General features: G+C 72.6%; 13 protein-coding genes and 1 riboswitch. Of the genes, 3 read left to right on the top strand and 10 right to left on the bottom strand.

From position 1 onward, the window contains the following. Nucleotides 1–62: 62 nt before the first annotated feature. Nucleotides 63–1,505 carry a hemolysin family protein gene (locus BJF86_RS04600; RefSeq protein ID WP_075810999.1) on the top strand — a complete coding sequence of 481 codons (1,443 nt, stop codon included), beginning with the start codon at nucleotides 63–65 and terminating at the stop codon, nucleotides 1,503–1,505. Further along, complete coding sequence (locus tag BJF86_RS04595) at nucleotides 1,502–2,605, top strand: hemolysin family protein (protein WP_075810998.1); 1,104 nt, start codon at nucleotides 1,502–1,504, stop codon at nucleotides 2,603–2,605. Before BJF86_RS04600 ends, BJF86_RS04595 begins: the two co-directional genes overlap by 4 nt. Nucleotides 2,606–2,709: 104 nt before the next feature. On the opposite strand, the gene BJF86_RS04590 is transcribed toward BJF86_RS04595, so the two are convergent. The 7 genes from BJF86_RS04590 to BJF86_RS04560 form a co-directional block, all read right to left on the bottom strand. Further along, nucleotides 2,710–3,582: a C40 family peptidase gene (locus tag BJF86_RS04590; RefSeq protein ID WP_075817154.1), complete on the bottom strand. Its 873-nt coding sequence runs from the start codon at nucleotides 3,580–3,582 to the stop codon at nucleotides 2,710–2,712. Further along, a riboswitch (cyclic di-AMP (ydaO/yuaA leader) is annotated at nucleotides 3,581–3,727 on the bottom strand. It overlaps the preceding gene by 2 nt. A gap of 225 nt (nucleotides 3,728–3,952) precedes the next feature. Further along, nucleotides 3,953–4,618: a metal-dependent transcriptional regulator gene (locus BJF86_RS04585; protein ID WP_237767385.1), complete on the bottom strand. Its 666-nt coding sequence runs from the start codon at nucleotides 4,616–4,618 to the stop codon at nucleotides 3,953–3,955. A 79-nt stretch (nucleotides 4,619–4,697) separates the two neighbouring features. Next, on the bottom strand, nucleotides 4,698–5,384 hold the full coding sequence (gene pdxH, locus BJF86_RS04580; RefSeq protein WP_075817153.1) for a pyridoxamine 5'-phosphate oxidase: 687 nt from the start codon (nucleotides 5,382–5,384) through the stop codon (nucleotides 4,698–4,700). Beyond that, the gene (locus tag BJF86_RS04575; protein WP_075817152.1) at nucleotides 5,381–5,776 is read right to left on the bottom strand and encodes a hypothetical protein; all 396 of its coding nucleotides are present in this window, start codon (nucleotides 5,774–5,776) and stop codon (nucleotides 5,381–5,383) included. Before BJF86_RS04575 ends, pdxH begins: the two co-directional genes overlap by 4 nt. Nucleotides 5,777–5,828: 52 nt before the next feature. Next, nucleotides 5,829–7,643, bottom strand: a complete 1,815-nt coding sequence (locus BJF86_RS04570) for a gamma-glutamyltransferase family protein (protein WP_075810994.1) — start codon at nucleotides 7,641–7,643, stop codon at nucleotides 5,829–5,831. An 85-nt stretch (nucleotides 7,644–7,728) separates the two neighbouring features. Next, nucleotides 7,729–9,000: an MFS transporter gene (locus BJF86_RS04565; protein WP_022925528.1), complete on the bottom strand. Its 1,272-nt coding sequence runs from the start codon at nucleotides 8,998–9,000 to the stop codon at nucleotides 7,729–7,731. Nucleotides 9,001–9,005: 5 nt separating this feature from the next. Then, entirely contained in the window at nucleotides 9,006–9,494 is a 489-nt protein-coding gene (locus tag BJF86_RS04560) for a MarR family winged helix-turn-helix transcriptional regulator (RefSeq protein ID WP_083652715.1), read from the bottom strand. Between the two features lie 83 nt (nucleotides 9,495–9,577). Between BJF86_RS04560 and BJF86_RS04555 the strand changes: the two genes are divergently transcribed. After that, nucleotides 9,578–9,826, top strand: a complete 249-nt coding sequence (locus tag BJF86_RS04555) for a DUF2530 domain-containing protein (RefSeq protein WP_075810993.1) — start codon at nucleotides 9,578–9,580, stop codon at nucleotides 9,824–9,826. A 10-nt stretch (nucleotides 9,827–9,836) separates the two neighbouring features. Here BJF86_RS04555 and BJF86_RS04550 read toward each other — a convergent pair whose 3' ends face one another. The 3 genes from BJF86_RS04550 to BJF86_RS04540 all read right to left on the bottom strand — a co-directional run bounded on the left by BJF86_RS04550 (nucleotide 9,837) and on the right by BJF86_RS04540 (nucleotide 12,443). Then, nucleotides 9,837–10,583, bottom strand: a complete 747-nt coding sequence (locus BJF86_RS04550) for a DUF3027 domain-containing protein (RefSeq protein ID WP_075817151.1) — start codon at nucleotides 10,581–10,583, stop codon at nucleotides 9,837–9,839. Nucleotides 10,584–10,588: 5 nt separating this feature from the next. Then, nucleotides 10,589–10,990, bottom strand: coding sequence for a cold-shock protein (locus BJF86_RS04545; protein ID WP_022925524.1), 402 nt, complete (start codon nucleotides 10,988–10,990; stop codon nucleotides 10,589–10,591). Between the two features lie 184 nt (nucleotides 10,991–11,174). After that, entirely contained in the window at nucleotides 11,175–12,443 is a 1,269-nt protein-coding gene (locus tag BJF86_RS04540; protein WP_075817150.1) for an ammonium transporter, read from the bottom strand. Nucleotides 12,444–12,497: the final 54 nt, after the last annotated feature.

Here is a 12,497-nt window from a genome sequence, read left to right as displayed (position 1 = left end):
CCTCCGAGTCCCCGGCCGGACGACGACCTCGTCCGGCTGCCCGAAGGCGCGGGGGGCGCCACATGCTGATCCTCGGCGGCATCGCCGTCATCGTCGTCCTCACCCTCATGACCGGCTACTTCGTGGCCCAGGAGTTCGCCTACGTCAGCGTCGACCGGGGCCGGCTGCGCCACCTCGCCGACGAGGGGGACGCCGCCGCGCAGCGGGCGCTCAAGGTCACCTCCCGCCTGTCCTTCACCCTCTCCGGGGCGCAGTTCGGCATCACCGTCACCGCGCTCATGGTGGGTTATCTCGGTGAGGCGCTCCTGGTGCGCGGTCTGACCGACTCGTATGCCGACGCCGGCTGGCTGGCGCGGGCAGCGATGATCTCGCTGTTCTCCATCGGCACGCTGGTCTTCTCCACCCTCCTGCAGATGGTGATCGGCGAGCTCGGGCCCAAGAACTGGGCGATCGCCCGGCCCGTACCGCTGGCCCGGGCCCTGTCCCGCAGCACGCTGCTCTACCTCACCGTGCTCGGCCCGGTCATCGCCCTCTTCGACAAGGCGTCCAACGCCCTGCTGCGCTCGGTGGGCATCGAGCCCGTCGAGGAGCTGCCTCAGGGCGCCACCCCCGAGGACCTCACCCGGATCATCGCCGAGTCGCACAGCGGGGGCACCCTCGACGAGGACCTGTCGATCCTGCTCGAGCGCGGCCTCGCCTTCCGCGACCGGGTGGCCGAGGAGGTCATGACGCCGCGCACGTCGGTCCAGACGATCCAGGCCGACGAGCAGGCCGCCGTGGTGCTCGAGGCCCTGCAGAGCGGGCACGCCCGCTTCCCCGTCATCGGGCGCGACATCGACGACATCGTCGGGGTCATCGGCCTGCACGACCTCCTCGAGGTCGATCCCGAGGCGCGCCGCACGACCCTCGTCCGCGACCTGGCCGACGACGCGCTCATCCTCCCCGAGTCGCTGCCGCTGCCGAAGGTCCTCGAGGCGCTCCGGGAGGGGCACCAGCAGCTGGCCGTCGTCGTCGACGAGTACGGCGGCTTCGCCGGGATCGTCACCTTCGAGGACGTCGCGGAGGAGGTCGTCGGCGAGATCTGGGACGAGGACGACGACGAGGAGGCCACGAGCGCCGCCCGTCCCGACGGCATGTGGGACCTCTCGGCCCGGTTGCGGATCGACGAGGTCGCGCAGCTGACCGGTGTGGAACTGCCCGAGCACGAGCACTACGACACATTGTCCGGGTTGGTCCTGGACCAGCTGGGCCGCACCGCCGAGGAGGGGGACAGCGTGGTCGTCATGTGGAACGGCCGGGACGGGGAGGGCGAGGAGTACGTCCACCTCACCCGCATCGACGTCGTCACCACGCAGCGCTACGTCCCCGACACGGTCACCCTGCACCCGATGGTCACCCGCACCCTCGAGGAGTGGCGCGAGCTCGGCGACGAGGAGCGCGAGCACCTGGGTGACGGGCTGGTCATCGCGACACCTGCGGCCGACGAGCTGGAGGTCGCCCGATGAGCACCACCCAGGCCCTGCTCGTCAGCGTGCTGCTGCTGATCGCGAACGGCTTCTTCGTCGGCGCCGAGTTCGCGGTCGTCGCGGCCAAGCGGCACCGCCTCGAGGAGCGCGCCGAGGCGGGCAGCCGCGCCGCGCGCGCCGCCGTCGACGCCTCGCGGGAGCTCTCGCTCATGCTCGCCGGCGCCCAGCTCGGCATCACCCTGTGCACCCTGGCGCTCGGAGCGCTGGCCAAGCCGGCCGTCGCCTACCTGCTGGAGCCCGTCATCCACGCCGTCGGCGTCCCGGACGTGGCGGTGCACGCCATCGCCGTGGTCATCGCGGTCTCGATCGTGGTCTTCCTGCACATGGTCGTCGGCGAGATGGCACCGAAGTCGTGGGCCATCTCGCACCCCGAGAGCTCGGCGATGCTCCTGGCCCTGCCCTTCCGTGCCTTCACCTGGCTCGCCCGGCCGGTCCTGTGGCTGATGAACGCCCTGGCCAACCTGCTGCTCCGCCTCGGTGGGGTCGACCCCGTCGACGCGCTCGGCAACGCGCAGAGCCCGGCCGACCTGCAGCTGCTGCTCGCCCAGTCCTACGAGCACGGCGTGCTCGAGGACGCCGACCACCAGATCCTCACCGGTGCGCTGCGCCTGGAGGAGGAGACGGTCGAGGCGGTGATGTTCCCGACCACCGAGGCGGTGACCATCGCCCGCACAGCAACGGCGGCGGACGTGGAGCGCATCAGCCACGCCAGCGGTCGCTCCCGGCTGTTCGTCGTCGAGCCCACCGGCCGGCAGGGGCAGCAGCGCATCCGCGGCCTCGTCCACGTGCGTGACGCCATCCTGGCCTCGGCCCATGGCCGGGGCGTGCAGTCGCTCGGCGACTTCCTGCAGCCGGTGGCCTCGCTGCCCGCGTGCATGCCGCTCATCGACGCGGTCTCGAGCCTGCGCCAGCAGCGCGGTCAGCTCGCGCTCGTGCGCGACGACTCGGGCCGGGTCGTCGGGATGGCCTCGATGGAGGACATCCTGGAGCAGATCCTTGGCGAGTTCGACGACGAGTCGGACCCCGAGAGCGACACCTTCGACGTCGAGGCGTCGCAGGCGGAGCGCTCCCCCGCCTGACGACCTCTCGCAGGGGCGGCAGGCGCCCCGAACTCAGGCATGCCGAAAGGGCCCCGACCGCGGTGCGGTCGGGGCCCTCTTGGTGCAGGCTGGTGCGGGCTGGGTCAGCCGACGCGGCCGTAGCCGGAGACGCCGCTGAAGACGGGCCGGTAGCCGGAGTAGTTCCCCGGGGTCGGCGAGTCGTACATCATGCCGTCGCCGGCGTAGATGCCGATGTGGTAGGCCGGGTAACCGTAGAACACCAGGTCGCCGGGCTGCGGGTTGCTCACCGGCGTGGCGAAGGCCTGCTGCTGGGCCGCGGTGCGCGGCAGGCTGATGCCCACCTGGGCGAAGACGTAGCTCGTGAATCCGGAGCAGTCGAACCCGGCCGGCGTGCTGCCGCCCCACTGGTAGGGGATGCCGGTCAGACCGGCGGCCACGCCCAGCACACCACCGGTGGGGGCCGGAGCGGCGGGCTCGGGCTCCGGCTCGGCCTCGACGGCCGGCTCGGCCTCGACGGCCGGCTCGGCCTCGACGACGGGCTCGGGCTGGGCCTGACGCTCGTTGTCGCGGCTGGCGGTGGTCTCCTCGCGGGCGGCGACCTGCTCGCTCGCCTGCTCGGTGGCCGGAGCAGCCTGCTCGGTGGCCGGGGCAGCCTGCTCGGTCTGCTCGACCGGCGCGGGCTCCTCCTCGACGACCGGGGTGTAGGCGGAGAAGCCGCCGACGCCGAAGGAGGCCAGGTCGACGTCCTCGGGCGCGGCCACGGCCTCGGCCGGGCGGTCCACGGTCACGGTGCGGTCGGCGGTCACGTCGACCCCCAGCCGCTGCAGGCCCTCACCACGGTCCTGGGACAGGTCCGGGGCGGCGTTGGCGCTCAGGGTCGCGCCGGCCAGCAGCCCGGTCGAGGTGGCCGCGACGGCCGCCGTGCGGGTGAGAGCGGTGCTGGTCGTGCTGAGACGACCGGGCCGACGGTGGCGGCCGGTGATGCGCTGCGTCATGTAGATCCTCCAGTGCCTGCGGGGTGAGCTGTCGGGCTTGGGCTGGAGTGCCCCTGGTCCGACCGAGCCGGACCGTTCGCCCCGAGGAGCCAGGTCCGGCTCCAGAGGTGGTTCCCCCGCTCCTGTCAAGCGGTGTTCGTACGTGCCACGGCCCCGGGTGCGCGCGGACAGGACTAGGCAGTCACGCTTCGGGGATCCCCCCAGGGAGGAGGACTCGACAACGGTACACAGCCCCGGTAACAAATGTCACGCTGAGGTAACGACGCTGTGGACAACCCGTGAAGACCTCACCAGCACCATCCCTGCTGACCTGCAGATTTGCGGTCCGGCCTGACCGACCTCCCAGGCTCCGCGTGAGCCATCTCACACGTCAGGAGGGGGTCGGCGCGGCGCAGAAGATGTGCGCGGCGACATCTGTCGGCAGGGACACGGCCTCGCCGTCCAGTGCCTCCACGATGGTCCGCCCGTCCTCGCTCCACACCGCGACGCGCGCGCCCGGCCTTACGCCGGACTCCAGCAGCAGCCCGAGCACCTCGGGGTCCACCTGGACCGGCTCACCCAGCCGGACGACCGTCGTCGTGCTCCGGTCCCCGCCCTCGGCCAGCTCGCTGCTCGCGACACCCTGGGCCGGCGGGGCGTCCTGCTGCCCGAGCTCGGCGAGGCCGGGCACCGGGTTGCCGTAGGGCGAGCTGGTGCCGTCCTCGACGAGCTGCAGGATCTTCTTCTCCACCTGCTCGCTCATGACGTGCTCCCAGCGGCACGCCTCGTCGTGGACGTAGGCCGGGTCGAGGCCGATGACATCCATGAGCAGCCGCTCGGCGAGCCGGTGCTTGCGCATGACCCGCACGGCGGAGAGCCGACCGTGGTCGGTGAGCACGAGGTGGCGGTCCTCGGCCAGCTCGAGCAGACCGTCGCGCTCCATGCGAGCGACGGTCTGCGAGACGGTCGGCCCCGACTGGCCGAGGCGCTCGGCGATGCGCGCCCGCATGGGCAGGACGCCGTCCTCCTCCAGCTCGAAGATCGTCTTGAGGTACATCTCCGTCGTGTCGATCAGGTCGCCGCTCACGGTGTCATCCTAGGGCCGGGGTCCGACGGGCTCGGCTCCTGCGCCGGGCTCACGGCTGGATCCTGCTGCGTCGCCAGGCCGCCGGGTCGTCCAGCCCGCCCGCCGCGACCCGCTCCCAGACGAGCCGGTCGTGCAGCCGGTTGCGCCGGCCGCCCCAGACCTCGACCCGCTCCGGGACGATCCGGTAGCCACTCCACGTCGTCGGCCGTGGCACGTCGTCCGGCCGACCGCGGTCCGGCCAGCGTTCCGCACACTCCTGGTATGCCTGCTCCAGCGTCGCCCGGTCGGCGACGGGGGCGCTCTGCGTCGAGGCGTGCGCGCTGATCCGGGAGCCGTAGGGGCGGCTCCGGAAGTAGTCGTCGACCAGGTCCGTCGGCAGCTCCTGGGCGCGGCCGCGGAAGCGGACGGCCCGGAACATCCCTGCCCAGGTGAGCGTCGCCGCCACCTTGTCGTTCGCCGCCAGCTGCAGCCCCTTGGCCGAGTCGCTGCTGGTGAGGAAGCCCGGGCCCTGCGCGTCGAGGAAGCGCATCAGCACGGCGCGCACGTCGGGCATACCGTCGGCGTCGACCGTGGCCACCCAGAGGGCCGCCGGCTCGGGCACGTCCCCGCGCTCCTCGTGCCGGGCGATCGCCTGGTCCAGCCAGTCCTGCACCAGCGGCAGCGGCGCCTCCGGGGCGTCCTGCTCGGTGATCCCCTCCCCGGTGTAGTCGGCCCGCCCGCCGAGCGCGCCGTTCATCGCCTGCCCCGGCGCGGCAGGTGCACGGTGCGGCGCAGCTCGTCGGGGGTGTGCCGCTTCGCCGGGTCGGCGTTGAGCAGCAGGGTGTCGAAGGGGGCGTCGGTGTGCGGGTGCACGCCGACCGGCTCGTTGCGGGAGAAGACCACCCAGTAGGGCTGGCCGCGGTGGAAGACCTGCTGCAACGAGCCCTCCACCACGGTGTCCGCGTGAGCGAGGGCGTGCTTGCGAGGGTTGGTGCGGGCCTTGGCGGCCTGGTCCTGGACGAACCGGGTCGCGGGCTCACGCTGCTTGAGGATCTGGTCGACCACCTGCGGGCCGTACTTCTGCGCCATGGCGTAGACCACGGGTCCGTACTTGATCGCCTGCTTGGCCAGCCGGGTCTTGCCGGGCACGGGTCCTCCTGCGGATCTGGGGTGTGCCGCCAGGGTAGGCGGTCTCCTGGTGTCAACGCCCGACGGCATACCCCTGCATTCCCCGGGGGTTCGCCCCGGCGCTGAGCACCCCGGTCTCCGGGTCGCGGGCGACGGCGCACATCCGGCCCAGGCTCCACGGGCCCTGGTCCAGGACCTCGTGCCCGCGGGCGCGCAGCCCGTCCAGCACGTCCGCACCCAGCCGGGACTCCGTGACCAGCACGCCGGGCTCGCTCGCGCGCGGGTGGAACGAGCCGGGGAAGCTCGTGGTGTGGAAGACCGGCGCGTCGATCGCCTCCTGCAGCCCGGCGCCGCCGACGAGATGGCGCAGCAGGAAGACGCTCTGCCACTGGTCCTGCTGGTCGCCTCCGGGGGTTCCGCAGGCGAGGACGGGTATGCCCTCGCGCAGCACCATCGTCGGCGTCAGCGTGGTGCGGGGTCGCCGGCCGGGGACGAGCGAGCTGGGAAGCCCCTGCTCGAGCCAGGTCATCTGCAGCCGGCTGCCGAGCGCGAAGCCGAGCTCGGGGATGAACGGGCTGGACTGCAGCCAGCCGCCGCTGGGGGTGGCGGAGACGAGCAACCCCCACCGGTCCACGACGTCGACGTGGCACGTGTCGCCCCGGGTGGCGCCGTCCCGCTGCACGGTGGGCTCACCGGCGCTGCCGTCGGCGGCGTCCGCACCCGCACCCTCGGGGACCATCGCCTGTGCGGCCAGCCGGGGCTCGCGGCCTCCGGGTGCGCCGGGCCGGAGCTCGCGGGAGGCGCGCTCGCCCACGAGGGCCGCCCGGTCCGCGACGTAGGCCGGGTCGAGGAAGTCGCTCATGGGCAGGGCGTCCTCGCCCGCGCTGTCGCCGAGCCACGCCTCCCGGTCGGCCATGGCCAGCTTCCACACCTCGGCGAGGGTGTGCACCCCCGCGACCGTGTCCAGATCGGTCGCGCCCGGGTCCTCGCCGGCCACCTCGTCCACCATCGCGAGCACCTGCAGCAGCGCCGGACCCTGCCCCCACGGACCGGTCTTGGCGATCGTGTGGCCGCGCCACTGCGCCGTCACCGCGTCCTCCCAGGTGGCCTCGAAGGTCGCGACGTCCTCGGCCGTGATCACACCGGGCAGGACCGCGCCGCCGCTGTGCCGGAAGGCGCGCTGCGCGAAGGCGCCGATGGCCTCGGCGACGAACCCCTGCCGCCAGGCGGTCAGCACGGCGTCGATGCCGGCTTCCCGTGAGCCGCCGTCCCGCACCGCGTCCCGCTCTGCCTCGAGCAGCCGCTCCAGCGTGTCGGCCCAGGCCGGGTTGGTGACGACGGTCCCGGGCGCGGGCGCCCCGCCGTCGACGAGCCACTGGTCGGCCGAGGTGTGCCAGTCGGAGGCGAACAGGTCACGCACCGAGTCGATGGTCGAGCTGACCCGCGGGACCACCGGGTGACCGTGCCGGGCGTAGTGGATCGCCGGGCCGAGCGCCTCCTGCACGCTCATCGTCCCGCGGTCGCGCAGCAGCGTGAGCCAGGCGACGGTCGCGCCGGGCACGGCGGTGGCCAGCGGCCCGGACCCGGGGACGCGGTCCAGCCCGGCCGCGGCGAAGTGCTCGGGGGTGGCGCCGGCCGGCGCCGGGCCCTGGCCGCACAGGACCCGCGGCGTCGGGTCGTCGGCGGAGGCGACGATGAGCGGCAGATCGCCCCCCGGACCGTTGAGGTGCGGCTCGACGACCTGCAGCACGAAGCCGGCGGCGACCGCCCCGTCGGCGGCGTTGCCGCCCAGCTCGAGCATCCGCATACCGGCCGAGGAGGCGATCCAGTGCGTGCTGGAGACCATGCCGACCGAGCCGGTGAGCGTGGGGCGCGTGGTGGAGGTCATCGTCAGCCCAGGGCCGCCAGGACGGGGACGAGGATCAGGGCGGCCAGGGCCACCAGCACGACGAGGCGACGGGTTCGGGCACTCATCAGGTCACCTTCTCAGGGAGCGGCTCGGTCATGCGCACCAGGTAGACCGGGCGCGGCCAACGGGCGCGGAAGCGCAGCCGCAGGTGGTCGTGGCGCATGACGTGGACGGCGGCGAGGACAGCGGTGGCGCCGCACATCACCGTGGCGATGAGCACCGTCGCCCGGGCACCGAACTGCTCGGCGAACCACCCGAGGAAGGGGGATCCCACCGGCGTGCCGCCCATGAAGACGGCCATGTAGAGCGCCATCACCCGACCGCGGACGGCCTGGTCGACGCTCAGCTGGACCATCGCGTTGGCACTCACCATGACGGTCAGGGCGAAGAGGCCGGTCGGGATCAGCAGGAGGGTGTATGCCGTGAAGCTCGGTGCGAGGGCGATGAGCGCGGTGCACCCGGCGAAGGCGGCCAGCGAGCCCAGGAGCAGGCGCCACCGGGGGCGGTCGCGGCGCGCGGCCAGGAGGGCGCCGGCGAGGGAGCCGATGGCCATGACCGAGCCGGTGATCCCGAACTCGGCGACGTCCTTGCCGAAGACCTCGGTGGACATGAGGGCGTTGAAGATCTGGAAGTTCATCCCGAAGGTGCCGTGCATGAAGGCGATGACGAGGATGAGCTGGATGTCCGGCCGGCCGCGGACGTAGGCGATGCCCTCGCGCACGCTGCCGCGGGGTCCGGTGCGGTCGCGGGTCGCGAGCTGGGAGGGGTCCATCGCGAGCAGCGCCAGGATCACCGCGACGAAGGTCACCGCGTTGAGCAGCAGCGTCGGGCCGGTGCCGACGGCAGCGATGAGCAGGCCGGCCACCGCGGGGCCGATGAGGCGGCCGGAGTGGAAGGACGCGGAGTTGAGCCCCACGGCATTGGTGATCTGCGCCTTCGGGACCATCTCGGAGACGAAGGCCTGGCGGGCGGGGGCGTCGACGGCGGCCGCCGTGCCGGAGAGGAAGGCGAGGACGAACATGTGCCACAGCTCCATGTGGCCGGTGAGCACCGCGATCCCCATGACGGTGGCGAAGAAGGCCATCGCGCTCTGGCTGACGAGCATGACCTTGCGCTTGGAGAAGTTGTCGCTGATCGCTCCCGCGACCGGTGAGAAGAGCAGGATCGGCAGGAACTGCAGGCCGGTGACCAGACCGAGCGCCTGCGCGGAGTTGTCGGTGAGCTCGGTGAGCACCACCCAGTCCTGGGCGATGCGGCCCATCCAGGTCCCGGTGTTGGAGATGATGCCGCCGGTGGCGTAGATCCGGTAGTTGCGCACCGAGAGCGCGGAGAACATCGCGCTCACCGCACCTCCCCCGTCCCCGTGCCCTCCCGGGACGCCTCGCCCCGGTCGACGTCGCCGCACAGGAGCCCCTCGAGGAGCTCCGCGGCCTGCCGCAGGACGCCCCGGTCAGCGCTGCTCAGACCGTCCAGGCGCGCCGCCATCCAGGCGTCCCGCAGGGCGCGCTCACGACCCACGACCGCCCCGCCCTCTTCGGTCAGCGAGAGCCGCACCAGCCGGCCGTCGTCCGCGTCGGGCGACCGGTCGACATACCCCAGGTCGGTCAGCTGGGTCACGGTCCGGCTCATGCTCGGCGGGCTCACCTGCTCGATCGACGCCAGCTCGCCGAGGGTGCGCGGCTGCTCGCTCAGCCGCACGAGCACGCTGAAGTGGTGCGGGGCGATGGTGTTGCCGGCGTCGAAACGCACCCGGCGGGCGACCCGCATGCACGCGATGCGCAGGTCGTGCGCCAGGGCGGCGGTCGCGGGATCGGGTGAGGCGTCAGGCATACGGTCGTTAGTCTATCTCATTACTCCATCTAACGATCACGCCCTCGGCGCGTTCCCTGTGTGGAGAGGGCTACGTTGGTGGCGTGAGCAGGATTCCGCCGAACCGGCCCCCGGAGGACGTCCGCCCGCCCGACGTCACCCTGCGCACCATCACCCTGGTGCGCTGGGGGATCCTCGTCTGGCTGGTGGTCCTGGCGGTCCTGCTCGCGCTGCCCTCGCTGCGCACCGGGGACCGCGAGTGGTGGGTCTGGGTGCCCGTCGCGGGGATCGTGCTCGGCGCGCTGGGGTATGCCTACCTGCGCCGCGGGAAGGGCAACGCCGCCGAGGCGTGAGCCGTGGTCCTCAGCGGTCGCTGAAGACGATCTCGGTCTCGTCGTCGAGCACCGGCGGGTCGATGCGCTCCGGCGCCCGCTTCTCGACGTCCACCTCGCTGTGCGCCCCGCAGCCGAAGTCGAGGGCCACGACGGAGCCGTCCGCGGGCGACCACTCGTTGGCGCAGACGCCGAAGACGGTGCGCAACGCTCCGGCCATCGGCAGGAAGTAGCCGCAGGTCCGGCAGGGCGCGGGAGCCTTGCGGGCACTCTCGCTGGTGGGGCCGTGGTCGCCGTCCTGCCACCGGGTGGCCGCCGCGTCACGGCCCTCGGCCGAGAGGACCCGGGGCCGTCCGAGACCCAGCTCCCAGAGGGCGACCTGGTCGACGTCCTCCTCCCCCGTGGCCTCGAAACCGGCCTCCAGCCGCGGGTCGTCCGCGACGAAGGCGGTCCGGTCACCGGGGCCGATGTCACCGGGGGCGAGGCGCTCGGCATACGGCACCCACTCCGGGGAGAGCAAGGCCCCCTCGCCGGCGAGGAGATGCACCTCGCTGATGGTGGCCTTGCGTGCCCGCGGGACGCGGGAGAGCGTCACGGCCCAGCGCCAGCCCGGGTAGGCGGCAGCGGTGCAGGCGAAGTAGTGCGTCGCCAGCCGCTCGGCCTCCATGACCACCTCGAGGTGGTCGCCGACGGTGCCCGGCTCGGCGATCTCACCCGCGGCGGCGCGGGCGACCTCGACGGCACCGGTCAGGACGGCATCGCTGCGGGGAGAGGGCATACGGGCTACTTCCCGGCCTCGAACTGGTCGGCCACCGCGCGCAGCGCCTTGGCCATCGCTGCACCGTGGGTGCGGTCGGGGTAGTGGCCCTTGCGCAGGGACGAGGACGCCTGGTCGAGCAGGGTGATGAGGTCCTCGACGACCACCACCATCTCCTCGGCCGGCTTGCGGTCGCGCATCGACAGACCGCGCGACACCGAGGGGGCAGGGTCGAGCAGCCGCACGTGCAGCGCCTGGTCGCCGCGCTTGCCCGCGACGACGTCGAACTCCACCTTGCTGCCGCGTGGGAGCGCGCCCACGCCCTCGGGCAGGGCGGAGCGGGGCACGTAGACGTCGCTGCCCTCGTCGCTGGACACGAAGCCGAAGCCCTTGTCCTCGTCGAAGAACCTGACCTTGCCGGTGGGCACGGGAGCACCTCACGAAAGTGTGTGGGGGGTGGAACGGGAACACCTGAGGGTATCGCCCGCGGCGGCACGGGTCGAATGACTTGCCCCGCCAGGGTGCGGGTCGGGACGCACGAGCGGGGCACCCCGGCGGCTGTCGGCCGTGGGTGCCCCGCTGTCGTGCTGGCTCGCGCGTCGCCCCGAGCGACTAGGCGCGGGCCTCCTCGGCGATGGGGTCGTAGGAGGCTTCCTCATCACCGAAGGCATAGGCGGACTCGCTGTGCTCGGACAGGTCGACCCCGCGGGCCTCGTCCTCGGCGCTGACGCGGAAGCCGATGGTCCGGGCGATCGCCAGGCCGATGAGGGCCGTCATCACGCCGGTGTAGACCAGGGTGAAGAGGGTGGCGACGACCTGGGCCACCAGCTGCCCGGCGCCGCCGCCGTAGAAGAGGCCACCGCCCTCGCCGTCGACCGGCAGCGCCAGGAAGCCGATCATGACGGTCCCGACGATGCCCGAGACCAGGTGGACACCGACGACGTCGAGGGCGTCGTCATACCCGAACCTGTACTTCAGGCCCACCGCGAGCGCCGAGGCGACACCGGCGAGGACGCCGATGAGGATCGCGCCGAGGGCCGAGACGCTGGCGCAGGCCGGGGTGATCGCGACCAGACCGGCGACGACGCCGGAGGCGGCACCCAGGGAGGTGGCGTGGCCGTCGCGGACGCGCTCGGTGATCAGCCAGGCCAGCATCGCGGCGGCCGGGGCGACCATGGTGTTGACCCAGATCAGGCCGGCCTCCTCGGCGGTGCCCGCGGCGCCACCGTTGAAGCCGAACCAGCCGAACCACAGCAGGGCGGCGCCGAGCATCATCAGGGGGATGTTGTGCGGCTTGTGGAAGCCCTTGGGGCCGAAGTCGCTGCGGGAGCCGATGATGTAGACCAGCACCAGGGCCGCCAGGCCCGCGTTGATGTGGACCACGGTGCCACCGGCGAAGTCGATCGCCTCGCCGAAGGTGGCGCCGATCGCGCCGTCGGCGGAGAGCAGGCCACCGCCCCACACCATGAAGGCCAGCGGGCAGTAGACCAGGGTGACCCAGATCGGCACGAAGACCGACCAGGAGCCGAAGCGGGTGCGGTCGGCGACCGCACCGGAGATGAGGGCCACGGTGATGATCGCGAAGGTCGCGCCGAAGCCGATGCCGATCATGTCAGCGGTGCCGACGTGGTTCGCGAGCCCGAAGTCCGCGGCCGGGTTGCCGACGAGACCGCCGAGCAGCGGCGGGGCGGCCGACATGCCGTAGCCCCAGAGGACCCAGACCACACCGACGAGACCGATCGAGACGAAGCTCATCATGATCATGTTCGTCGAGGCCTTGGCTCGCGCCATACCGCCGTAGAAGAACGCCAGGCCCGGCGTCATCAGCAGCACGAGCGCCGCCGAGACCATGACCCAGACGTCGCTGGTCGAGAGTTCCATCGTTGCGTGCCTCCAGTGAGTGGTGGTGCGCTCGGGCTCCCCGCGTCACGTCTG

Origin of the sequence: Serinicoccus sp. CNJ-927 (assembly GCF_001942435.1) — a bacterium.
In the GTDB taxonomy this organism is placed as follows: domain Bacteria; phylum Actinomycetota; class Actinomycetes; order Actinomycetales; family Dermatophilaceae; genus Ornithinicoccus; species Ornithinicoccus marinus.
This window is presented reverse-complemented; position numbering and strand designations above follow the sequence as displayed.